At 41.5% G+C, this 22,947-nt stretch carries 19 protein-coding genes and 1 pseudogene; 11 read left to right on the top strand and 9 right to left on the bottom strand.

Annotated features, from left to right (window positions below):
- Nucleotides 1-41 precede the first annotated feature (41 nt).
- Both AACH28_RS19020 and AACH28_RS19015 read right to left on the bottom strand, forming a co-directional pair.
- Nucleotides 42-1,283 carry a cation:proton antiporter gene (locus AACH28_RS19020; RefSeq protein ID WP_159727233.1) on the bottom strand — a complete coding sequence of 414 codons (1,242 nt, stop codon included), beginning with the start codon at nucleotides 1,281-1,283 and terminating at the stop codon, nucleotides 42-44.
- Nucleotides 1,284-1,286: 3 nt separating this feature from the next.
- Nucleotides 1,287-1,766 (bottom strand): cation:proton antiporter regulatory subunit, encoded by a 480-nt coding sequence (locus AACH28_RS19015; protein WP_046672804.1) that lies wholly within the window; start codon nucleotides 1,764-1,766, stop codon nucleotides 1,287-1,289.
- Between the two features lie 526 nt (nucleotides 1,767-2,292).
- On the opposite strand from AACH28_RS19015, the gene AACH28_RS19010 reads away from it, so the two are divergent.
- The 3 genes and pseudogenes from AACH28_RS19010 to AACH28_RS19000 all read left to right on the top strand — a co-directional run bounded on the left by AACH28_RS19010 (nucleotide 2,293) and on the right by AACH28_RS19000 (nucleotide 5,681).
- The gene (locus tag AACH28_RS19010; protein WP_286882931.1) at nucleotides 2,293-4,485 is read left to right on the top strand and encodes a SusC/RagA family TonB-linked outer membrane protein; all 2,193 of its coding nucleotides are present in this window, start codon (nucleotides 2,293-2,295) and stop codon (nucleotides 4,483-4,485) included.
- A gap of 17 nt (nucleotides 4,486-4,502) precedes the next feature.
- Nucleotides 4,503-4,751, top strand: a pseudogene (locus AACH28_RS19005) (RagB/SusD family nutrient uptake outer membrane protein); the annotation flags it as partial.
- Nucleotides 4,752-4,889: 138 nt separating this feature from the next.
- Nucleotides 4,890-5,681, top strand: coding sequence for a RagB/SusD family nutrient uptake outer membrane protein (locus AACH28_RS19000; protein WP_333801991.1), 792 nt, complete (start codon nucleotides 4,890-4,892; stop codon nucleotides 5,679-5,681).
- Nucleotides 5,682-5,730: 49 nt separating this feature from the next.
- Here AACH28_RS19000 and AACH28_RS18995 read toward each other — a convergent pair whose 3' ends face one another.
- The gene (locus tag AACH28_RS18995) at nucleotides 5,731-6,513 is read right to left on the bottom strand and encodes an MBL fold metallo-hydrolase (protein ID WP_341831252.1); all 783 of its coding nucleotides are present in this window, start codon (nucleotides 6,511-6,513) and stop codon (nucleotides 5,731-5,733) included.
- Between the two features lie 114 nt (nucleotides 6,514-6,627).
- Here AACH28_RS18995 and recJ point away from each other — a divergent pair, with 114 nt between their 5' ends.
- From recJ to AACH28_RS18980, 3 genes are all read left to right on the top strand, one after another.
- Entirely contained in the window at nucleotides 6,628-8,328 is a 1,701-nt protein-coding gene (recJ, locus tag AACH28_RS18990) for a single-stranded-DNA-specific exonuclease RecJ (protein WP_046672806.1), read from the top strand.
- Between the two features lie 155 nt (nucleotides 8,329-8,483).
- Nucleotides 8,484-9,218, top strand: a complete 735-nt coding sequence (gene lptB, locus AACH28_RS18985; RefSeq protein ID WP_028072074.1) for an LPS export ABC transporter ATP-binding protein — start codon at nucleotides 8,484-8,486, stop codon at nucleotides 9,216-9,218.
- Nucleotides 9,219-9,240: 22 nt separating this feature from the next.
- The gene (locus AACH28_RS18980; protein WP_070560751.1) at nucleotides 9,241-10,755 is read left to right on the top strand and encodes a GH3 auxin-responsive promoter family protein; all 1,515 of its coding nucleotides are present in this window, start codon (nucleotides 9,241-9,243) and stop codon (nucleotides 10,753-10,755) included.
- Nucleotides 10,756-10,945: 190 nt separating this feature from the next.
- On the opposite strand, the gene AACH28_RS18975 is transcribed toward AACH28_RS18980, so the two are convergent.
- A complete protein-coding gene (locus AACH28_RS18975; RefSeq protein WP_157698580.1) occupies nucleotides 10,946-11,104 on the bottom strand; it encodes a hypothetical protein in 159 nt (52 codons plus the stop codon).
- Between the two features lie 324 nt (nucleotides 11,105-11,428).
- Here AACH28_RS18975 and AACH28_RS18970 point away from each other — a divergent pair, with 324 nt between their 5' ends.
- Nucleotides 11,429-12,499, top strand: a complete 1,071-nt coding sequence (locus tag AACH28_RS18970; protein WP_286709639.1) for a branched-chain amino acid aminotransferase — start codon at nucleotides 11,429-11,431, stop codon at nucleotides 12,497-12,499.
- 145 nt (nucleotides 12,500-12,644) lie between these two features.
- Here AACH28_RS18970 and miaA read toward each other — a convergent pair whose 3' ends face one another.
- Genes miaA through pdxA form a run of 4 tightly spaced genes read right to left on the bottom strand, consistent with a single transcriptional unit; the run spans nucleotide 12,645 to nucleotide 16,788 of the window.
- On the bottom strand, nucleotides 12,645-13,565 hold the full coding sequence (gene miaA / locus AACH28_RS18965) for a tRNA (adenosine(37)-N6)-dimethylallyltransferase MiaA (protein WP_201640096.1): 921 nt from the start codon (nucleotides 13,563-13,565) through the stop codon (nucleotides 12,645-12,647).
- 45 nt (nucleotides 13,566-13,610) lie between these two features.
- On the bottom strand, nucleotides 13,611-14,198 hold the full coding sequence (locus AACH28_RS18960; RefSeq protein WP_341831251.1) for an IS1096 element passenger TnpR family protein: 588 nt from the start codon (nucleotides 14,196-14,198) through the stop codon (nucleotides 13,611-13,613).
- 45 nt (nucleotides 14,199-14,243) lie between these two features.
- Nucleotides 14,244-15,677 (bottom strand): HD domain-containing protein, encoded by a 1,434-nt coding sequence (locus AACH28_RS18955; RefSeq protein ID WP_341831250.1) that lies wholly within the window; start codon nucleotides 15,675-15,677, stop codon nucleotides 14,244-14,246.
- Between the two features lie 55 nt (nucleotides 15,678-15,732).
- Complete coding sequence (pdxA, locus tag AACH28_RS18950) at nucleotides 15,733-16,788, bottom strand: 4-hydroxythreonine-4-phosphate dehydrogenase PdxA (RefSeq protein WP_070560760.1); 1,056 nt, start codon at nucleotides 16,786-16,788, stop codon at nucleotides 15,733-15,735.
- 81 nt (nucleotides 16,789-16,869) lie between these two features.
- Here pdxA and rsmA point away from each other — a divergent pair, with 81 nt between their 5' ends.
- The 3 genes from rsmA to AACH28_RS18935 are packed head-to-tail and all read left to right on the top strand — an operon-like array spanning nucleotide 16,870 to nucleotide 19,826.
- Entirely contained in the window at nucleotides 16,870-17,649 is a 780-nt protein-coding gene (gene rsmA / locus AACH28_RS18945) for a 16S rRNA (adenine(1518)-N(6)/adenine(1519)-N(6))-dimethyltransferase RsmA (RefSeq protein ID WP_070560762.1), read from the top strand.
- Nucleotide 17,650: 1 nt separating this feature from the next.
- Entirely contained in the window at nucleotides 17,651-18,835 is a 1,185-nt protein-coding gene (locus AACH28_RS18940; RefSeq protein WP_341831249.1) for an FAD-dependent monooxygenase, read from the top strand.
- Between the two features lie 58 nt (nucleotides 18,836-18,893).
- Entirely contained in the window at nucleotides 18,894-19,826 is a 933-nt protein-coding gene (locus tag AACH28_RS18935) for an NAD(P)-dependent oxidoreductase (protein WP_341831248.1), read from the top strand.
- Nucleotides 19,827-19,959: 133 nt separating this feature from the next.
- Here the strand turns inward: AACH28_RS18935 and AACH28_RS18930 are convergent, their stop codons facing one another.
- Nucleotides 19,960-20,838 (bottom strand): hypothetical protein, encoded by an 879-nt coding sequence (locus tag AACH28_RS18930; protein ID WP_286752644.1) that lies wholly within the window; start codon nucleotides 20,836-20,838, stop codon nucleotides 19,960-19,962.
- A gap of 184 nt (nucleotides 20,839-21,022) precedes the next feature.
- On the opposite strand from AACH28_RS18930, the gene acs reads away from it, so the two are divergent.
- Complete coding sequence (gene acs, locus AACH28_RS18925; protein ID WP_341831247.1) at nucleotides 21,023-22,939, top strand: acetate--CoA ligase; 1,917 nt, start codon at nucleotides 21,023-21,025, stop codon at nucleotides 22,937-22,939.
- Nucleotides 22,940-22,947: the final 8 nt, after the last annotated feature.

The raw sequence follows: 22,947 nt of genomic DNA, 5'->3' as shown, positions 1-22,947 counted from the left end.
TGTGAGCACTCATTTAAGAGCAACTCTATCATCCAGAAGCGCTAAGTGGTCTGATTATTTTCCAAATCACTCAACTTTTTCAAAGGCTTGGAGCTATTGGCGTCCGTACCGAAAAGTAATTTCCACAGATTACGGGACTCTTTGGTCAATAGTGGGGATACGATGGAAAGAATGAGCACATATACAACCACAAAGGATTGAATAACGGGCAATAAAGCCCCTGCTTTACCAATATTTGCCATGATAATGGAAAACTCTCCGCGTGCAGACAACGTAAAGCCAATATCAAAAGAAGTTTTAGGTTTCATGCCCGAAAATTTAGCTGCAAAATACCCCGATGCAAGATTACCCATCACCGTCACCAGCGCTGCAATCGAAGCCCAAAAGACAGCTCCTCCAAGGGACATAATATCAATAGATAATCCGAAACTAAAGAAAAACATCGCTCCAAAAAAGTCCTTATAAGGTAGTACCATCGATTCAATCTTTTTGATGTATTGCGAATCTGCCAACACCAAGCCAGCCATCAATGCCCCAATAGCCTCCGCAACATGGATGGTTTCAGAGAAACCTGCCACAATAAACAGTAAGGCAAAGATGATCAATATAAATAGTTCAGAAGTTTTCTCCTTCAATAAGCGATCAATCGCAGGAACCAATTTTCTGCCCAAAATCAAAAAGGCCAATATAAATCCCAAGGCCAGTAAGGATGTTCCTGCTACCGTCCAAAACGAACTGCTTCCTGTCAGTATCAAGCCTGAAAGGAAAGAGATATGCATCGCTATAAACAGATCATCGAACATAATCATCCCCATAATGACCTCAGTCTCCGGGTTGGCCGTGCGTTTGAGATCTGTAAGAACCTTTGCGACAATGGCCGTGGAAGAACTTGTCATGATACCGCATAAGACCATCATCTCCTTAAATGGCATATCCATTAGCCATCCGATCAACAAGCCTGAAGTAAAGTTCAATAAGACGTAAATTGTCCCGCCTGTGACAATTGCTTTACCGGATTTAATAAGGCGATTGACCGAAAACTCAAGGCCCAGGTAGAACAGTAGGAATAATACGCCCAACCGTCCCATGAAATCTATAAAGGGTTTACTTTCTGTAAATGTTAAATCCACCAGACCAACCTGCGGAGCGTGCTGTCCCAAAACCATTCCTATAATAATGAAAAATGGAATAACAGAAAACTTAAGCTTATTGGCTATTAGGCCAACAATGGCAACAAGTCCTACAGCGATTCCAATTTCCAGTATTAAGGTATGTGATAGCATAAATTACAGTAAAATTTCCTTCAAAAGTTTAATATTATTCTTCTTTCCAGCAATGACAAGTGTGGTGCCTGGGCTAATCAAATAAGACGGTCCTGGATTGATAACCGTATCATCATCCCGTATGCCAGCAATAATCGATGCACCTGTACGTTGACGAACTTCCAGTTCTCCAATTGTCTTTCCGGCCCCCTCATTTTTGCCTTCAACTTTGTACCATTCAATGCGTAAATCGTCCAAAGCAACTTCAATTGTCTCCAAAGCTTTAGGCTTGTAGGACAAACCACCGATAATACCCGCAATCTGCCGAGATTCATCGTCATTGAGTGTCATGACGCAACGTGACTCATGTTCCTCGTCATCATAGCGATAAAGTTCCCGTCTGCCATCGTCATGGATAACAACAACCATATTGTCTCCCGCATCGGTTTCAATTTGAAATTTTTTTCCAATTCCAATCAGATCGGACTCTCTTACAATAGACATAATCTTCTATTTAAATAAATACTAATAATATAAGCTTCATAACGTTGTTTACAACAATTACGAAAACAAGCTAAAGGTTCTTTCTAACAAAAAAACAAAGGCTTTTAGAAAAAACAGCATCAGCCCTTAGCTACTAAAACACAAATTTACCCAAAAAATCAATCTTAAACGAATCCGCTGGTATCTGACGGGATGGGCTACAAAGACCAAATTACCCCAAAATACTAAAAAAAGAGCAGAAAAACGACCCTTTTAACCGATTTCATCCCTTTTTTCGACGTATGGCATCTTGATGACACAACTGAACAACAATAAAAGCGCTCGACGCACACATGTTATTAACGATCGGAATTCCTAGCCGAACAAATCAGCTTTCATTAGCTCCAATTTTTCATTACAAAACCCCATTTCTATAACGTTTTCGTAGTTCGTGCAATCGTTTGCTCCAAGAAGCAATAGAATTGCCAACGCTTTATTTCTTTATAATTGCCGCATTAAACACTTACTGAATCTAAATTACACACCTATGGTCAAAAAGAGTCATCTCATCCTTCTGACACCATTATCAATTTTGTCATTAGCGGCACCTATTTACGGGGTAGCAAATCCACGTAATTTGGTTGCAATAACCAGTCGTTCACCCTTCCAGCAAGTCGTCTCCGGAAAGGTCGTTGATGAAACGGGGAAACCAATAAGCGGTGTTACCGTTTCTGAAAAAGGTAAAGCAGCAGCAACTACAACCAATCAAGACGGTATCTTCTCACTGAACGTCAGTTCAAAAAGTGCCATCCTAACATTTAACTCGATCGGATTTACGGCGAAAGAAGTCTCTGCAGCACAAGCAGCACAAATAACCTTGACAAAATCCGAGGATGTTTTGGATGAAGTTGTGGTCGTAGGTTATGGTAAACAGAAAAAGAGCGATTTGACAGGAAGTATCGCTACAGTGGAAGCAAAATCCCTGGAACGAATAAATTCACCGAATGTTGTCGATAAACTTCAAGGTAAGATTTCTGGTTTAGCGATCAATTCCGGTTCGGCCAAACCTGGCGAAACAGCTTCTATCAATATCCGCGGTGAGAACTCGATCTCGGCGTCCAATGCACCCCTGATTATCCTGGATGGAATTCCTTTTAGTGGTTCCCTGGGCGATATCTCTTCCAATACAATTGCCAGTATCTCGGTACTGAAAGATGCCTCATCCACCGCAATCTATGGTTCAAGAGCTGCAAATGGCGTTATCCTCATTACCTCAAAAAAGGGTGCTGCAGGAAAAGCACGCATCAATTATAACGGCTATTTTGGGGTTCAAAGTGTAGAACGCCGCCTTAAATTGATGAACGGCCCACAGTACATCCAATTTATGCGTGATTACCAGGCTTCGAAAGGAAAAACCGGCGATCAGCTCAACCCAGAAAATTATCTTTTTGCCAACGTATTGGAACAATACAAAAAAGGGGAAGAAGTCAATTGGCAGGACGAAGTATTCAATAGTGGCGCTCCCATTCAGGAACATCAACTCAGTTTTTCGGGTGGAACGGATAAATCCGATTATTATGCATCTGTAAGCTACCTAAATCAAGATGGTGTGGTAAAAAACACGCCCTACGAAAGATATAATGTCAATCTAAACCTCAACCAAAGTTTAAGCTCTTGGTTAAAGCTAGGAATGACCATGCAGGCTTCTCAAGGGAACCGTGACGGCGTACAGCCTAACCTTGAAAGTGTTGTAAAACTTTCCCCTTACAGTAAAAACCGTGATGCCGATGGCACTGCTGTAACGTACCCGATGTACGCACAAACCTTGTGGGCACACCCTTTCGCAGACGAAAAAGGCCAGTGGGATCAGACCAGAAGAACGGTCTATGCGAATACTTGGCTTGATGTAAAACTTCCTATTGAAGGATTAAGTTTCAAAACCACCTTCGGAACCAACTACCGAAATATTAACGAAAACTCCTACTATGGCTCAAATACGGTCACAGGACGCGGCGTGAATGGTACCGGATCAATTTACAATGAGCATTTCTGGGACTGGACCTGGGAAAATCTCTTGACCTATGACCGTACCTTTGGTGACCACAAGATCAATGTCGTGGGCCTCTATTCTTCCCAGAAAACAAATTTGAAAACTTCAAGAATGAATGGAGACGATTTTGTATCAGATGCCGGATATAACAACATGGCTTCTGCCTCTAAAAATCTTAAGATCGAATCCAACCTTCAAAATACAGCGATGATTTCCTATATGGGAAGAATCAACTATGCCTTTAAGGATCGCTACCTATTAACCTTAACAGGTCGTTCGGACGGTTATAGCGCATTTTCTGTTAACAACCGATATGCATTTTTCCCATCCGTTGCAGGAGCCTGGGTAGTTTCTAAAGAAGGGAATGTGCAGGACTATTTCGACTTGTTAAAACTTCGTGTTTCTTATGGTAAAAATGGAAATCAGGCCGTATCACCTTATCAAACTTACGACCGTCTGACCAACGTCGATTATATCTATGGTCTTGATCCAGTCAAAGGACTTGTGATGAATTTCAATGGACGTGGAAGCAATCTAACGTGGGAAACGACAGCTTCATTAAACCTTGGTTTGGATTTTGGGATTCTCAAAAATAGACTTTCAGGAACGATCGACTACTACTCCTCAAAAACATCGGATCTTTTATTAAGTGAACAGGTCCCTGTCATGAACGGCTATAACACCATTTAGACAAGGACAACGATCCAAAACGTGTGGAAGCAACGGCTCGTTTCTTCCGTGCCTACAGTTATCGCTATTTAGTCAACCTGTACGGCGATGTGCCTTGGGTGGACAAAGTATCCGAAACACCCCGTCGTGATTTCACACGTACACCGAAAGCTGAAATCTTGACGCACATGATTGAAGACCTTAAGTATGCAAGTGAAAACCTACCCGACAATCCAGGAACAATTCAGGAAGGGAAATTGACGAAATGGGCTGCTTTACACTACCTGGCAGAAGCATATATCGAAGCTGGACAGCCTGATTTAGCTGCAGAAGCTGCCAACAAAGTTATTCAAAGTGGTTACTTTAAATTGAACGATCAACGTTTTGGCGCCGAAAAAGATAAACCCGGGGATTATTTCCACGATATGTTTATCGAAAACAATCAAAATCGCGGTTCTGGCAATCAAGAAACGATCTGGGCCATCCAATTGGAATACAATACACAAAGGGGCGGCGACCGCTACACGGATTGGAGTAAACGTGCCTGGGTACCTTTCTATTCGCAACAAAAAGGATTTGCCTTGGCCGACTCACTTGGTGGAAGAGGTCTTGGGCACGTACGCCCTTATCAATGGTGGCTGGATAGTTATGAAAAACAAGATGTCAGAAATTCATCTTTCAATATCAAACGCGATTGGTATTACAACGATCCTTCCGTCCCTGAACTTTACGGCAAGAAGATCGAACTTACCGACGCCATCAAAGAATCAGGCAATGTATTCCCGACAACAACCAAATTTTTCTACGGAAAGACAGCTGTTGACCCTGCATTTGAAGGAAATATGAAGGACCGTGTGAAAGTACGTTTGGCAGAAACTTACCTGCTATTGGCTGAAGCATACTGGCGCGCCAATAAACCAGCACAAGCTAAAGACGCCATCAATGCTGTCCGTGCCCGTGCGAAAGCCTCCTTAATTGATGCTTCAGCGGTTAATGCAGACTTCATTCTAGACGAACGTGCCCGCGAGCTTATTGGTGAGGAAATGCGTCGCATGACTCTTGCCCGTTTCGGTGAGGATGTCTTTTTACGCCGCGTGCAAACGTTAAACACACAATCGAAAAATGTGGTGAAAAAAGAATTTATTCTTTGGCCGATACCGCAGGAAGTTATTGACAGTAACACTGGTGCAGCCTTCCCACAAAATCCGGGATACTAAACCTTCCAAAAAACCTTCATGAGCCCAAAGGCCATGGAGGTTTTTTCTTTTACGACTTTGCTTCAATCAGTTTATAGGTGCCATCTTCCCGGATCTGACTACGACCAATGGTTATATTTTTTGAATGGTAAAACAAAAAAATCCAGCCCGCTGGTGCACCTTCTGCCCAGTACTCCTGACGTAGCTCTTTGGAACGCCGACCATCAAAATCATATTTGGCAACATAGTTATGGAAAATTTCTTCAGGCTCAGGTAATACATCTCCGCCAAAGAAATAGTGCTGGTCGCCCGTTTGAATATGAAACGACTGATGATGTGCTGTATGTCCACCATTGAGCGCATAGCTGATTTCTGCATTTATTCTTCCTTCACCTTCCACCAGAACCAAATTTCCACTGCGCTGAATCACATCAAAAATCTCGGTTCTATATGAACTGGAGATGCCTGAATAAGCATCTTCCCACTCGCCACGTTGAACAATATATTCGGCTTCAGGAAATGCGATGCGTCCGGTTCCGTTTTCAAATGTGACCATCCCCCCAGCATGATCCTTATGAAGATGAGACATCAGTACATATTTTACATCTTCTGGTCTGAAACCCAACTTACGGATATTATGATGCAGTTGTAGCACAGCACTGTCATCGGTATAGCCAAGACCGGTATCACAGAGCACAAGTCCCGCATCAGTTTCGATCAAAAAGGGGTGAACTTGAATAAATAGGGAGCCTGGCCGGTCCTGGGGCTTGTCTATTAACGGATCAAAGGGTATAAATTTTCTGCTTTTGTCGACTGAAAAAGAACCTTCATATAAAGAATAAGCCTGCACCATATTTAAAACATTGGGAATATGCACGTTAAGCAACAGCGGATCAATACCGGGTTTAGGAATTAGGTAAGTCCAGCCTTAAAACGTATATTTACACTTAAAATATTGTGCAAAGATATGCAAAAAAGGTGGGTACTAAAATCTAAAACTGATGTCAAAATAACCAACAAACTGCGCGAGGAATTAAACATCAACACTGTCTTGGCAGAGTTGCTCGTGAGCAGAGGAGTGGAGACTTTTGACGAATCAAAGCAGTTTTTTAGGCCTCAATTATCGGATTTGCACGATCCATTTTTGATGCGGGACATGGAAAAAGCCATCACCCGGATCATCCAAGCCATTGGCAACAAAGAAAAAATACTCATCTATGGAGACTATGACGTAGACGGTACAACAGCTGTTGCCGTTGTTTATAGTTTTTTCAGGGAATTTCATAGCCAGCTGGAGTTTTATATTCCAGACCGCTATGCCGAAGGCTATGGAATCTCCACACAGGGTATTGACTATGCCGCAGCAAATGGTTTCAGCTTAATTATTGCATTGGACTGCGGTATCAAGGCAATCGATAAAATAGATTACGCAAATAGCAAAGGAATTGATTTTATCATTGGCGATCACCACCTTCCCGGTGAGGAACTTCCCAAAGCCTACGCCGTGTTAGATCCCAAGCGTGCAGACTGTGAATACCCTTACAAAGAACTTTCAGGTTGTGGAATAGGCTTTAAGATTATTCAGGCTTTTATACTCACCAATGGCATGGATATCAATGCCTGTTATCAGTTTTTGGATCTTGTGGCCGTGAGTATTGCTTCGGACATTGTTCCTATTACCGGCGAAAATAGAATACTCAGCCACTTTGGTCTCATTAAACTCAATACGAATCCCTGCGTCGGACTAAAGGCACTGATTGATTTATCCAATAATCGAACGAAGATCTTTACAGTGAATGACATCGTGTTCCAGATCGGGCCCCGCATCAATGCAGCGGGCAGAATAGACCATGCTAAGGACGCCGTCAAACTTTTAATCTCCAAATCGCTGCAAGAAGCCAAAGATTTCAGTTCGAGCATAGACGATCAAAACAATGTACGGAAAGACTTTGATCTCAAAATAACAGAAGAAGCGCTTGCACTGATTGAGGATAATGTTCTTCTTAAAAGCCGAAAATCCACGGTGTTGTATAAAGCCGACTGGCACAAAGGTGTCATTGGTATTGTCGCTTCCCGACTGACCGAAAAATATTACCGTCCGACGATTATATTGACCGAAACAAATGGTCATATTGCAGGTTCCTGCCGTTCGGTACTGGGTTTTGACTTGTATGAAGCCTTAAGCGAATGCGCTGACTTGTTGGAGCAATTTGGTGGTCATAAATATGCTGCCGGACTAACGATGTCCTTAGATAATGTCACGCTATTCCAGGATCGTTTTGAGGAAGTGGTATCGCGACGTATCAGTCCTGAAATGCTGACCCAAGAAATTTTGATCGATGCTAAGCTAGCGTTGAAGGATATCGACGCTAAGTTCTTTCGTATTCTCCAGCAGTTTGAACCTTTCGGGCCCCAAAATGAATCTCCTATTTTCCTCAGTAAAAAGGTAAATGCAGTAGGACAAGCTTTTATTGTAGGCACCAATCACCTCAAGATGACGGTTATTCAAGAAGACTCTCCTTCATTTGACTGTATCGGTTTTGGACTGGCAGAACATATCACACACATCAATTCTGGGCAAAGTTTTGACATCTGTTACAGCATTGAAGAGAATGTGTGGCGCAACAAAAGAAACTTACAGCTAAACATCAAAGGGATTAAGTATTAGTATTGCAATAGTAAGAAGATATTAAATATATTTACACAAGATTTGGTCAGGCATAAAACCCTCATACTGGATTAGATACCAGGCATGAAAGAACGGTGAGGGTTCTTAAGTAGTCCTATTGAACAGATACATACAACACAAGACATTCCACGAAGATGATTTTAAAGGCAGAACATCTCATAAAAAAATATAAGCAGCGTACCGTTGTCAACAATGTTTCCTTCCATGTGGAACAAGGCGAGATTGTCGGGTTATTGGGCCCTAATGGGGCAGGAAAAACGACCTCATTCTATATGATTGTTGGTCTTATCAAGCCCAATGAAGGGAAAGTATTTCTCGACGATCAGGAGATTACGCAGGATGCGATGTATCAACGCGCACAACGTGGGATAGGTTATCTCGCTCAGGAAGCATCGGTTTTTCGGAAGCTCTCCGTAGAAAACAACATCCTGGCTGTATTAGAAATCCATTATCCGAATAAAGAAGAACGTTTGGCAAAATTGGAAGAACTACTCACAGAATTCAGCTTACACCGTGTCCGTAAAAACAGAGGTGATTTGTTGTCCGGTGGTGAGCGTCGACGTACCGAAATTGCGCGAGCATTAGCTGCTAATCCATCCTTTATTCTTCTGGATGAACCTTTTGCAGGGGTTGACCCGATTGCCGTAGAAGAAATTCAGACGATCGTAGCCAAGCTCAAAACCCGTAACATTGGCATCTTAATTACCGACCACAACGTACAGGAAACGCTATCTATTACGGACAGGGCCTATCTCCTGACCGAAGGAAAGATTATGCTGACGGGTACACCTGAGGAAATTGCAGATAATGAGCTTGCCCGTAAATTTTATCTCGGTAGACATTTTGAATTAAGAAGGAAAAAATTTTAAAGATTAAAGAATCTCTCCCCCTATGGCCTTATTAAACTCCATTTTTACTTGGTTCATGAAAAAAAGAATTCACCAGATTGAACTTTTCATGAAATACCCACACGATGTACAAGAAGAATGGTTTCAGAGTTTAATTGCCACTGCTGAAGCTACGGAATGGGGAAAAAAATACGATTATACAAGTATATTAACGCCCGAAATCTTCAAAGAACGTGTCCCTATACAGGACTATGATGATATTAAGGGCTACGTTGATCGCATGATAAAAGGCGAACAGAATATCCTGTGGCCTTCTGATATCAAATGGTTTGCCAAGTCCTCAGGCACCACATCTGACCGTAGCAAATTTATTCCCGTTAGTGAGGAAGCACTCGAAGAGTGTCACTTCCAGGGCGGTAAAGATATGCTTACAATCTATTGTCATAATAGACCCGAAAATCGCGTATTTACGGGAAAATCTGTTGTTATTGGTGGTTCTTCACAAATCAACAATTTCAGTCCGGATTCCTACTACGGCGATCTTTCATCAATCCTCATCCGTAACCTTCCGTTCTGGGCAGAATTTAAGCGAACGCCCAATATGGAGGTTACTTTAAATCCAAACTTTGAAGAGAAAATTGAACAGATTGCCCAAATTACACTCAAAGAAAACGTAACGAGTCTAGCTGGCGTACCGACATGGAATATTGTTATGGCCAAACGTATTCTTGAGATTACAGGCAAAGACAACCTCTTGGAGGTATGGCCAAATCTAGAGTTTTATGGGCATGGCGGAGTGAGCTTCAAACCTTATCGCGAGCAATTCCAAAAATTGATCCCTTCTGACAATATGTATTATCTAGAGAATTATAATGCCTCAGAAGGATATTTTGGTTTACAAGATCAATCGGATTCGGAAGATCTTCTGCTTATGCTAGATTATGGTATTTATTACGAATTCTTACCTACTGAGCGAATGCACGAAGAAAATCCGTCAACCTTACGTTTGGATCAGGTGGAGCTTGGCAAAAACTATGCATTGATCATTTCAACGAATGCTGGTTTGTGGCGTTATAAAATCGGAGATACCATCAAGTTTACATCATTATCCCCTTATCGTTTTCAGATCTCCGGACGTACCAAACAATACATTAACACCTTTGGCGAAGAGGTTATTGTTGACAACGCCGAACAGGCGCTGGCCGAAGCGAGCAAGTTGACACAGGCACGTATAAAAGATTATACCGCTGGACCTGTCTATTTTAAAGATGCCGAAGCCGGAGCACATGAATGGGTGATAGAATTTGAACAACAACCCAATGATTTTAGGCGTTTTTGTGAAATATTGGATGCTAAACTCCGTGAAATCAATTCGGATTATGACGCCAAACGTTTTAAGAATATGGCCCTACGACCACCTATTGTACACAATGCGCCCGAAGATACGTTCTATAAATGGATGAAATCAAGAGGTAAGCTAGGTGGACAAAATAAGGTTCCAAGATTGAGCAATAGTCGCGAATATCTCGACCCGCTGTTGAAAATACTAGCCGAATAATCGGCATACAGACTAAAATATTCCGCACATTAACCGAATAATAGGGGGTCTCCGGCTGGAGATTAGCCAAAATTTTTGGATTCCCTTATTTTGGCTAATCTCGTATTGCTGAATTTTGTTGTTTTAAAGAACCGCTGTGCGTTCGTCTAATTGGTAAGCTCAAGAAAGCTTAGACTATAATGGAGGTTTGTTAAGGTTTAATTGCCGTTTTATATAAAAAAACAAAAAAACCAAGGATAAAATTCATAGAAATACCTTTCTTCTGAACTTCAACTTCACCCTGTAACACGGAGCGATTGTCGCCTGATGTTACTTCACTACTTTTGTTAAGACTGTGAGTCAATTCCATATTAAGTTTATTTTTATGATAAGTGATTTTATAGCGTTACTGCGGACCAAAAAGCCCATCTATAGGACCGCATTCTTTATGGCCAAACTTTATGCCATAATATGGAATCACGGTATTAATTAATAAATACTTAACACATTTAATTATTAATACAGTCTAGTCGAGAAATATGAAGTAAAATTCTTCCATTTCAAAAAAAGTGTAGTAAAATAGGGAACAACTGTCCGAAATAAAAGGCATATCAACGCGGGTAAATTATCCGGGTACAGGTGCAACTTATATTTCATTTTTTTCCTAACTTAGCCTAAGTAATTAAAAAATAAGATGAACGCGACAGAGAACTATTCAATTCGCGTAGAGCCAACTCAAAATTCAAGACTCTCGCAAGTAGATTTCGACAATCTAAAATTCGGAAAGATTTTATCCGACCACATGCTGGTCGCAAACTATGATGACGGTGAATGGAAAGATGTCAGCATCGTCCCTTATGGAGATATCAGTATTAGTCCTTCGATGTCCGCTTTACATTATGGTCAAGCGATCTTTGAAGGAATCAAAGCTTATAAATTTGCAGATGGAACAGTGAGTATCTTCCGTCCGGACAGAAACTGGGAAAGATTCAACAAATCTGCCGCACGGCTTCAAATGCCGGAGGTACCTGAGGAGATTTTTATGGATGGCCTAAGCAAACTATTGGACATCGATCGTAACTGGATCCCGGCAAAAGAAGGTTCATCATTGTACATCCGTCCTTTTATGTTCGCAACAGAAGCAGCATTAGGTGTACACCCTTCAAAGTCATACAAATTTATCATTATCACTGGCCCTGTAGGCGCATATTACAGCAAAGCAATCAGCTTAAAAGTTGAGACCTACTATACGCGTGCAGCAGAAGGTGGTGTTGGCTTTTCTAAAAATGCAGGTAACTATGCATTATCGCTTTACCCTACACAATTGGCCAATGATGAAGGTTATGACCAAATTATGTGGACAGATGCTTCTGAACATAAATATATTGAAGAAGCAGGTACGGCAAACCTTATTTTCCGCATTGGAGATACGATTATTACACCACATGGTGATACAATCTTACACGGTGTAACACGACGTACAATTATGGAATTGGCGGAGAAATGGGGTTATAAAGCCGAGCAGAGAAAGGTATCTATTCAAGAACTAATTGACGGTATTAAAGCCGGTACAGTAACTGAAGCTTTCGCAGCTGGTACTGCAGCCACAATTACGGATATCAGCCGTATCGGTTTTGAAGGAGAAGATTACCACTTGCCACCAGTAGAGGGCCGCGAGTTTTCAAATCGTGTTTTGAATTACCTCAACGACTTGCGCTATGGCAAAGTAGAAGATCCATTCGGATGGAACTATTTAGTAAAGTAATTTCCAAAATAAAATAGAAAAGCCTTTGTTATTAATAACAAAGGCTTTTTTTATGGCCTATATACGTTATGCATACCTTGAAACGCGGTCTATATACCTCGTCTGAACCTTCGAGGATAACATCTAGTTCACTGCTGCTAGATCCTTAGGAATGCTCTCCTGTCAGCTCCTTTTGAATAAAATCAATTATAGCAGCTGTCTCCTGGGATTGAAACCAGTGCGTATTACCATATTTTTTAAACCATGTAATCTGTCGCTTGGCATAACGTCTCGAATTTTGTTTGATTTTTTCGGTCGCTTCCGTCAAAGACTGCTTGCCATCGAGATAATCAAACAACTCAGCGTAGCCAACAGTGAGCAATGCAGGCTTCGTTCTGAAAGGAAGTAAAGCTTTCACTTCGTCCAGTAAGCCATTTTTCATCATCAAATCTACACGTAAATTGATCCTTTCATACAAGTTCGCCCGATCCATATTCAAGCCAATGGTAAGGATATCAAAAGGTCTTTTCTCGACATCTTTCTTATGGTAAAATGACATCGGTTTACCAGTCGCCTCAAAAACTTCAAGCGCCCGTACGACACGTTGCGGATTATCGATGTCTGCCGTTTCAAAATATGCAGGGTCAATACTTTTCAATCGATCTTTTAAGACCTCCAATCCCAATACTGCAAGTTCATGATTAAGTCGCTCGCGCACTTCATCTCCGGCCTTGGGTAGATCATCCAATCCTTCGCATAGGGCCCGTACAAACAAGCCTGATCCACCTACCATAATGACGACGTCATGCAATTGAAATAACTCTTCTAGTTTCAGTAAAGCCTCCCGTTCAAAATCTCCTGCAGAATAATCCTGCGTGATGGAGTGTGAATCAATGAAATAATGGGGAGCAGCAGCAAGTTCCACTGGATCTGGTTTAGCCGTACCAATAGACATTTCCCGATAGAACTGACGGGAATCAGCCGAAATGATCGCTGTTTTAAAATATTGTGCCAATGAAATAGCCATTGTAGTCTTACCAACAGCAGTTGGCCCCACAATGGCTATCAATGTTTTTTTATTTGCCATAATATAGCACTTCACAGGCCGAAAGAACCTGTAAAGTCTTCTTAATTAATATTCGTCTTCGTAGCCGCTGGATTCTTCACGCTCTTCACCTTCTTCGCCCTCATCGTCACCATCACTGTCGAAGCCATCCAGTTCGTCTTCATCATCGACCCCATATTGCGTATCGTCTTCCTCCACATAATCGTCCTCTTCAACAGCATCTGAGACCGGAAAATTAGCAGCAGTCATTGTTTTGGGAACCTGACCCATAGATTTAAACAACGCCGGATAGTCCTTTCCATCCTCTTCCTTCAAGATCTTGATCAATTCAACCTGGAAATCATAAGGGCGATCAAAATTGTAAACGTAGTAAAATTTCTGATGTGGATCATCGATAAACTTACTTAAACGGATATTCTCCATCAACAATACCTCAGCATCTTTTTTACGTTGTGTAGGCTTGAATGCAATCTCTGTTCCCTTTTTCCACTGATCATTGCTCACATAGAACGAGGAAGATGCATCTGCAGCATAACCTGTTGATTTATGGATTTCCTCATGTAGGTCTATAAATGTGCTTTTAGAAGGCATGTCGATCTCACGATATACATCTTCATAATCCTCAAAAGTAACTCTAAATCTATAAATTGCCATCTCTGCTATTTTCTTCTTTTAACCCTCTAAAATTAATACTATATTTTAAGAATTGGAAATTTCCAATGGGATTTCTTCTTTGATCGTCAGGTTCATTTCCCCTGCTTTTTTCACCAAAAATTGGTATGCTTCTACTCTGGAATTTGGAATCTCGCCCTCTAAAATAGCCTCGCGAATCAAATTTTTCAGCAACCCTACAGTACGCCCTGGTGCCAAGCCAAATAGGATCATGATATCCTCGCCACTGATCGGCGGCTGCCAGTTCCGAACCTTGTCCCGCTCTTCGACATCCTTCAATTTTTGTTTGACAAGTTCAAAATTCTGACGATATTTCTTCTTTTTAAACTCATTTTTTGTGGTCACATCCGCATGACATAACATCATCAGGGCTTCAATATCATCGCCAGCCTCAAACAACAGACGACGTACAGCAGAATCTGTTACGATATCCTGCGCCAAGACAATTGGCCGAAGATGCAATTGTACCACCTTTTGCACAAATTTCATTTTCTCATGGAGCGGCAGCTTCAATTCAGCAAAAAGCTTTGGTACCATACGGGCACCACGATCTTCGTGGCCATGAAACGTCCAGCCGAGCTTTTTATCGAAACGTTTTGTTGCCGGTTTAGCAATATCATGCATAATCGCTGCCCAACGTAACCAGAGGTCTTCAGACAATTCACATACATTATCCAGCACTTCCAACGTATGGTAGAAATTATCTTTATGGCCTTTGCCATCAATGACATCAACTCCGTGTAAATTATACATGGCCGGAAATATCAATTCCAGGAGACCGGTATCAAAAAGATATTTAAAACCGACTGACGGCTTAGGTGAGAGAATAATCTTATTGATTTCATCGATAATACGTTCTTTCGAGATAATCTTTATTCGTTCTTTGGTATCGCTAATCGCTTTGATCGCATCAATCGTGATTTTAAAATTTAGCTGTGTCGCAAAACGGATAGCCCGCATCATACGCAGTGGATCATCGGAAAACGTTTCTATCGGATCCAACGGTGTTCGAATAACGCGCTGTTCAAGATCCTGCACGCCGTCAAATGGATCCACTAAAGTACCATAATCCGCTTTATTCAAAGAAAACGCCATCGCGTTGATCGTAAAATCACGTCGATTTTGATCATCGGATAAGGTACCGTCTTCCACAATAGGCTTACGCGAGTTGGCACGATAAGATTCCTTTCGGGCACCGACAAACTCCACATTGAGTCCTTCATAAACCAACATTGCTGTACCAAAATTCTTGTAGACAGCCACTTTAGTATGTAGCCTATCACCCAATAAAGTCGCAAATTCAATGCCGCTGCCGACGACAACAATATCCACATCATTCTTAAAAGGCCGCTTCATAATATAGTCGCGAACATACCCCCCAATGACATAACATTCTGTATTTGTTGTCTCGGCGAGTTCCTTAATGATTGAAAAGATTGGATGTTGTAAATTATCGTACATAGTCAAAACAGCAGGTAAAAAACCAAACAGTTTGCAAAAGTAACAATTTTTTTCCCTAATCCCTATCTTTGGATAACTTACGGAAAGCAAGTGGATTTTTAAGTAATTCGGCTTGTTCACGACGGCGTTTTACAATATGTAAAGCCGAGAAAATTGCCTCTACAAAAGAGCTTTCAGAAGCTAAGTTTTTTCCAGCAATATCATAGCCTGTACCATGATCTGGCGAAGTACGTACGATAGGTAAACCGGCTGTAAAGTTTACACCGGCACCTTTTGCAATATGCTTAAAAGGAATTAAACCCTGATCATGGTACATTGCGAGTACCGCATCGAATTTCTCATAAGCACCTTTTGCGAAAAATCCATCCGCAGGATAAGGACCAAAGCAGAAGATCCCCTGTTCGTTTGCTTTTTCTACGGTAGGTCTAATGATCTGATCATCTTCGGTGCCAATAATCCCATGATCGCCAGCATGTGGATTTAGTCCCAAAACTGCGATCTTAGGTTTTTCAATCCAAAAATCTTTCTTCAATGAGTCATTCATCAGGGCTAGCTTTTTAAGAATAGCTTCTTCGGTAATATTAGCCGCAACCTCATGCAGTGGAATATGACCTGTTACCACACCAATACGCAATTCATCACAAACCATAAACATCAATACATCATCAGCCTCTACTTTGGCCTGCAGGTATTCGGTATGGCCCGGAAATTGAAATCCCTCCTGTTGAATATTATGCTTATTAATTGGGGCAGTCACTAAAGCATCAATTTTGCCGGCTTTCAGGTCCTCAACAGCTTTCTCCAACGAAAGGAAGGCATATTTACCGCCAATTTCGTTTTCTTCACCCAACGAAATCTTGACGTCTTCCTGCCAGCAATTGATCATATTTGCTCTTTTGGAATGCGCCTGCTCAGCATCATTGATCACGTTAAAACTAAAATCATTTACACCGATCGCTTTACGGTGAAAAGAAGCAACCTTTGTATTTCCGTAAACCACTGGCGTAAAGAAATCGCACATACGCTGATCTACCAAAGATTTAATGATGACTTCAAGTCCAATGCCGTTAATATCGCCTACGGTAATTCCGATTTTTAATTTATCGCTCATTCTATTTAAATGCTTTGATTCAAAAATAGGGATTTTTTTCTTAGAATGACTTTTCACTTATTTATTTTTTACTTTTGCAACATGAGCACAGTAAGAGCAAAAAAACATTTAGGACAGCATTTCTTGAACGATAAAAATGCTGCACAAAAGATTGTGGAAGCATTGGATCCTAAATTGGGTTTTAGCCAAGTGCTTGAAGTAGGTCCAGGAATGGGTGTACTTTCTGATTTTCTCTTGCAAAAAGAGGAATATGAAACCTATTTGATCGATGTGGATGACGAATCCATTGCTTATTTGGACGATAAATATCCCCAATTGGGTAAGCGATTGATCCACGGTGATTTCCTAAACCTTGACTTTTCACAGTATTTTGGTGAGAAAATGGCTGTCATTGGCAATTTCCCTTACAACATCTCCTCCCAGATTCTCTTTAAAATTTTGGATGAACGCCAACGTGTCGTTCAAATGACGGGTATGTTCCAGAAAGAAGTAGCCGAACGTTGTACAGCTAAGGCGGGCAGCAAGGAATATGGTATCTTGAGTGTCTTTTTACAAGCCTATTATAAAGTAGAATACCTTTTTACTGTAAAAGCAGGAGCTTTTAATCCACCGCCAAAAGTATTGTCGGGCGTTATCCGCATGACGCGCAATGACCGTGAACAATTGAATTGTGATGAAAAACTATTTTGGCGTGTTGTTAAAGCGGGCTTCAATCAACGTCGTAAAACCCTCCGTAACTCACTTTCGGGCGTTGTTCCCAAAGATAAAATGTCCGACAATCCACTGTACGAGCTACGCGCAGAACGATTGACGGTAGATGATTTTGTCGGTTTAACAAACGAAATAGCAAACAGTCTTTAATATGCATTCGACGGACAGCACATTTATTATCGTAGGCGGAGGTATCGCTGGATTATGTGCTGCAATAGGGCTTGCAAAAGTAGGTATTGAAGCACATGTCTATGAAAGCGCCATTGAACTCAAAGGCATAGGTGCTGGATTCGGGCTCGCGGCCAACGCCATGCAAGCTTTGGAATATCTCGGATTGAAGGATGAAATCGTTCCGATAGGGCATTACCTTGCATCTTATAATGTCTTGGATCAAAAGGGAAATATTCTTGTTGAACCAGACACCAGGTCAATCAGTCAAAAATATCAACAGGACAATTTCGCTATCCATCGGGCAGATCTGCATCAGTTTCTCTTATCCAAAATCCCCAATGGACAAGTTCATCTCGGCAAACGTGCCGTTTCCTTTGAACGAGAGGGAGAAGATATTCAAGTTTATTTCGCAGACGGAAGCCATGTACGCGGCCAAGCCCTTTTGATTGCCGATGGTGTACACTCAGCACTACGACAACAACTCATACCAGGCTCGGCACCTCGCTATTCAGGCTATACCTGTTGGCGGGCCACCATCGATAATAGCAGTATACAGCTCAGTAAGGGGACAGAAACCTGGGGCAGCAAAGGCCGCTTTGGGATGACCCCACTTGTCAATAACCGCATCTATTGGTACGCCTGCATCAATACAGAAGCACAGAATCCGGTCTTAAAAAACTGGAAAACAAAGGAGCTCCTCGAAAATTTTAAAGATTATCATGCCCCTATTCCAACGATCCTGTCGGAGACAAAAGATAGCGAACTAATCGCAAATGACATTATTGACATCACACCACTTCAACAACTCGCTTTTGGCAATATCTTGTTATTGGGTGACGCTGGACATGCGACGACGCCCAACTTGGGCCAGGGAGCCTGCCAGGCTATTGAGGATGTTGCTGTTCTCGTGGATGAACTCCAAACCTCAGCTTCCGTTAATTTGGCTTTCCAACGATTCGAAAAAAGACGATTGGATCGCGTAAATTATATCTGTAATACTTCCTGGAGGATAGGAAAAATAGCACAATGGGAAAATCCTTTCCTGATAGGAATGCGAAATTTTGGCATGAAAATAATGCCCAATCGCATGAAACAACAACAGTTAAATAAATTACTGTCTGTAGATTTTATGCAGATCAACCATAATCATGACGCTGGGATCTAAATCATCGTACTACATAGCAACGGTATTCACTGATCAGTGCCACATAAAAAAAAATTGAATGAAAACTACTATTTTGATCGTCGACGACATTCATGAAATCATGCTTGAGAAATTTGAACAGGCGGGGATCGCCTACAATTATCAACCTGATATCAGCCGAGAAGAAGCTGAAAAAATCATCGCTAATTACTCGGGTATGGTTATCCGTTCCAAATTTCAGGTAGATAAAGCTTTTTTTGACTTGGCGCCAAACCTCCGCTTTATCGCTCGTGCTGGTGCTGGGATGGACAATATCGACGATACAATTGCTGCGCAAAGAGACGTGCTGTTAATTCCGGCCAATGAAGGCAATCGGGATGCTGTAGGTGAACATATGATCGGTATGTTGCTTAGTCTAATGAACAATTTGAATCGTGGTGACCAACAAATACGATCTGGACAGTGGCTGCGTGAGGCCAATCGTGGATATGAACTTAAGGGGCGTACTGTAGGTTTGATCGGCTATGGACACAATGGTGTGGCCATGGCAAAAAAATTATCCGGCTTTGATGTACAGGTACTTGCCTATGATAAATATCGAATCGACTATACGGATCAATATGCATCGGCAGCAGACATGGAAAAGATCTGCAAAGAAGCCGATGTGATCAGTTTCCATATCCCCTTAACGGATGAAACAAGAGGTATGATTGATGTGGATTATCTGGCAAAATTTGAGAAACCCATTTTCTTCTTACTTGGTGCCCGAGGCGGTATTGTACAGGTACCTGCAGTATTAAACGGCCTTGATTCCGGTTCCATTATCGGAGCAGCATTTGATGTGTTGCCCGTAGAAAAGTTCCCAAAACTCGCCGAACAGAGCTGGTATGCAGATCTTATCCGTAGAGACAATGTAATCTTGTCGCCGCATGTTGCCGGATGGACCTTTGAAAGTTATTATAAATTGTCGGAAGTCGCCGCAGATAAGATCGTCGCCTTTTTGACGTCTTAATTTTGGCAAAGAGTTATTTGCCAAAATCTTCAATCAATCATGCGAGCAAGCGAGCAAGTAATCAATTAGTACCCCCTATTCATACAGGTGCAGGAGATTAAAGTAAGCCATTGCTCTTGAAAGCTCTAAAAAATCAGGTTCCAGGGCTAAAGATACCGACAACAACAACAATCAGAAACTGAAGCACCAAGCTACAGTCCAGTAGATAAGCGTAGTGGTAATGGTCTTTTGTTTTGAAAACAGCCAACTTAAGCAAGGCAAATATGAGTACGTTGGTCAGAATCAATCCGATTTTAATAGGTGCTGTATAAGGCACGGTCAAGATCAAAACACAATGCAGGCCTAATAGTCCATAGGTTAGATTTTTAGCTTTTTGTTCGCCCAGCATATTAGGTAAAGTGCGTAGATGATAATAGGAATCCTGTTGGATATCCCGAATATCGAAAGGCAATGTACAGATAACCAAAAATATAAACTTCAATCCGCAGAGCGCAATAAAAACCCACTGATCTATTGTGACACCGATGTTGGCTAGTTCCACATAAGGGAGCACCACACTGCTGCAGACCCAGACCAGGGCAATGTGAAAAATCTTGGCCCCGGGTATCTGTCGAAGCCCCACTTTGCGGTCACGGAAGGTAAATAGAGGCATTCCGTATAGTAGACTCAGGATTCCAATAAATCCCAAAAACAAAAAGGAATACACATGAATAAACCACAAGCAATAACCAAGCACAAGCAAAGCGATACCATTGTTTAACCACATGACCCATTCATGATTAAAGATCCAGCGTGTCCGGGGGAATTTTGATTCTTTTGGGTGCTTCGGTTTGGACCACCACAGGCTAAAATTATAAAGCAACAAAGTCGCCGTTCCTTCCACTAAAACAATATACCAATTGATAGATCGTTCGAATATGATATAAGTCAGTGCACATTGCGCCATGGCCGCCATGGCGATCAGAAGATTGGTATAGATTGTAATATAGAATAGCTTTCTTAGAAAAGACATCTTGGTAAATCTTGATGCAAGATAACAATCTTATAGATAAAAGTAGTTTAACATTATATTAAACATCAATTTTTTGATAAAATGGGCAAAAACCGCTAAATTGTACACCGAAATCGAAATATCAAAAACAATTTCGCAACGATAACAATATAAATTAAAATAATTCATAATAATCCTAATAACGATGAGCCTACAAATAAAATCATTTGAAGAATATCAAAGTGAATATAAGCGAAGTGTAGAACAACCTGAGGAGTTTTGGGCGAGCATTGCAGATCATTTTTTCTGGAAGAGAAAGTGGAATAAAGTGCTGAACTGGAACTTTGAGGAACCCAATGTCAAATGGTTTGAGGGTGCTAAATTAAATATTACAGAAAACTGTCTAGATCGCCATATTTATGCTAATGGTGATAAACCAGCCATCATCTGGGAACCTAATGATCCCAATGAAGCGCACCGCATTCTTTCCTATAAGCAATTACTACAAAAGGTAGAGCAATTTGCCAACGTACTTAAAAATAATAACATCAAAAAAGGAGACCGGGTATGTATTTACTTGCCAATGGTTCCTGAATTGGTTATTGCTGTATTAGCCTGTGCTCGTATCGGCGCTATCCACTCGGTGGTGTTTGGAGGTTTTTCAGCACGATCTATCGCGGATCGTATCGTCGATGCGGAATGCAAACTGATCGTCACTTCAGATGGTAGTTACCGCGGCAATAAAACCATTGGTTTAAAAAACATTGTGGACGATGCTTTAATGCAATGTGACACTGTTGAAAAAGTAATTGTTTTAACACGTACGCGTACACCGGTATCGATGATCAAAGGACGTGACGTATGGTGGGAAGATGAGATCAAAAAAGTAGAAACACAGGGAAATCCAGCATGTCCAGCAGAAGAGATGGATGCTGAGGACAATTTATTCATCCTTTATACATCGGGATCCACAGGTAAACCTAAGGGTGTAGTACACACTTGTGGTGGTTATATGGTGTATACAGGCTATACCTTTATGAATACCTTCCAATATAAGCCAAACGATGTATTTTTCTGTACAGCAGATATTGGCTGGATTACAGGACACAGTTACATCGTCTACGGGCCGTTATCACAAGGAGCTACTTCTTTAATGTTTGAGGGTATTCCAACCTTCCCAGATGCGAGCCGTTATTGGGACATTGTTGATAAGTTCAAGGTCAATATTATCTATACATCCCCTACCGCCTTACGTTCATTGATGGCTTTTGGTGACGAATTTGTCGACAAGAACGACCTTTCATCTTTGCGCGTTTTGGGATCTGTAGGTGAGCCAATCAACGAAGAAGCCTGGAACTGGTTTAACGAAAAAGTTGGTAAAAAGAATTGTCCTGTTGTTGATACCTATTGGCAGACAGAGAATGGAGGCCATTTGATCACTTCATTGGCGGGAGTAACACCGGAAAAAGCAAGTTATGCGATGTTCCCGATGCCGGGCATTCAACCCGCTTTGATGGATGAGAATGGGAAAGAAATCGAAGGCAATGATGTCACAGGAAACCTATGTATCAAGTTCCCTTGGCCAGGTATGCTACGCACGACATGGGGGGATCATGACAGATGTCGTCAAACCTATTTCTCGACGTATAAGGATATGTATTTTACAGGCGATGGGTGTTTCCGTAGTCCGGAGGGTTATTATAAAATCACAGGCCGTGTAGATGATGTATTGAACGTTTCGGGTCACCGTATTGGTACAGCAGAAGTGGAAAATGCCATCAATATGCACGCTGACGTTGTTGAATCGGCCATTGTCGGATATCCGCACCCAGTAAAAGGCCAGGGTATCTATGCTTATGTCATTGCGAATCACCATACCGATGCAGAAGCCACCAGAAAGGATATCATGGAAACTGTTTCACGTATTATCGGTCCAATTGCTAAACCAGACATTATCCAATTTGTTGATGATTTACCAAAGACACGCTCAGGAAAAATCATGCGCCGTATCTTACGCAAGATTGCCGAAGACGATATCGCCAATGTAGGTGATACTTCGACACTTCAAGATCCTGCTGTTGTGGAGGGTATCGTTAAAGGCGCTGCAGCTTTGAGAAAATAACGTATAAA

This window comes from Sphingobacterium thalpophilum, assembly GCF_038396785.1.
In the GTDB taxonomy this organism is placed as follows: Bacteria; Bacteroidota; Bacteroidia; order Sphingobacteriales; family Sphingobacteriaceae; genus Sphingobacterium; species Sphingobacterium thalpophilum_A.
Note: the sequence above shows the minus strand (reverse complement) of the source record. Positions and strands in the feature narration are given on the sequence as shown.

Bases quoted from the DNA above. Each gene is read 5' to 3' on its own strand.
- AACH28_RS19020 (WP_159727233.1), bottom strand. From the start codon at position 1,283: ATGCTATCACATACCTTAATACTGGAAATTGGAATCGCTGTAGGACTT.
- AACH28_RS19015 (WP_046672804.1), bottom strand. From the start codon at position 1,766: ATGTCTATTGTAAGAGAGTCCGATCTGATTGGAATTGGAAAAAAATTT.
- AACH28_RS19010 (WP_286882931.1), top strand. From the start codon at position 2,293: ATGGTCAAAAAGAGTCATCTCATCCTTCTGACACCATTATCAATTTTG.
- AACH28_RS19000 (WP_333801991.1), top strand. From the start codon at position 4,890: ATGTTTATCGAAAACAATCAAAATCGCGGTTCTGGCAATCAAGAAACG.
- AACH28_RS18995 (WP_341831252.1), bottom strand. From the start codon at position 6,513: ATGGTGCAGGCTTATTCTTTATATGAAGGTTCTTTTTCAGTCGACAAA.
- recJ (WP_046672806.1), top strand. From the start codon at position 6,628: ATGCAAAAAAGGTGGGTACTAAAATCTAAAACTGATGTCAAAATAACC.
- lptB (WP_028072074.1), top strand. From the start codon at position 8,484: ATGATTTTAAAGGCAGAACATCTCATAAAAAAATATAAGCAGCGTACC.
- AACH28_RS18980 (WP_070560751.1), top strand. From the start codon at position 9,241: ATGGCCTTATTAAACTCCATTTTTACTTGGTTCATGAAAAAAAGAATT.
- AACH28_RS18975 (WP_157698580.1), bottom strand. From the start codon at position 11,104: ATGGAATTGACTCACAGTCTTAACAAAAGTAGTGAAGTAACATCAGGC.
- AACH28_RS18970 (WP_286709639.1), top strand. From the start codon at position 11,429: ATGAACGCGACAGAGAACTATTCAATTCGCGTAGAGCCAACTCAAAAT.
- miaA (WP_201640096.1), bottom strand. From the start codon at position 13,565: ATGGCAAATAAAAAAACATTGATAGCCATTGTGGGGCCAACTGCTGTT.
- AACH28_RS18960 (WP_341831251.1), bottom strand. From the start codon at position 14,198: ATGGCAATTTATAGATTTAGAGTTACTTTTGAGGATTATGAAGATGTA.
- AACH28_RS18955 (WP_341831250.1), bottom strand. From the start codon at position 15,677: ATGTACGATAATTTACAACATCCAATCTTTTCAATCATTAAGGAACTC.
- pdxA (WP_070560760.1), bottom strand. From the start codon at position 16,788: ATGAGCGATAAATTAAAAATCGGAATTACCGTAGGCGATATTAACGGC.
- rsmA (WP_070560762.1), top strand. From the start codon at position 16,870: ATGAGCACAGTAAGAGCAAAAAAACATTTAGGACAGCATTTCTTGAAC.
- AACH28_RS18940 (WP_341831249.1), top strand. From the start codon at position 17,651: ATGCATTCGACGGACAGCACATTTATTATCGTAGGCGGAGGTATCGCT.
- AACH28_RS18935 (WP_341831248.1), top strand. From the start codon at position 18,894: ATGAAAACTACTATTTTGATCGTCGACGACATTCATGAAATCATGCTT.
- AACH28_RS18930 (WP_286752644.1), bottom strand. From the start codon at position 20,838: ATGTCTTTTCTAAGAAAGCTATTCTATATTACAATCTATACCAATCTT.
- acs (WP_341831247.1), top strand. From the start codon at position 21,023: ATGAGCCTACAAATAAAATCATTTGAAGAATATCAAAGTGAATATAAG.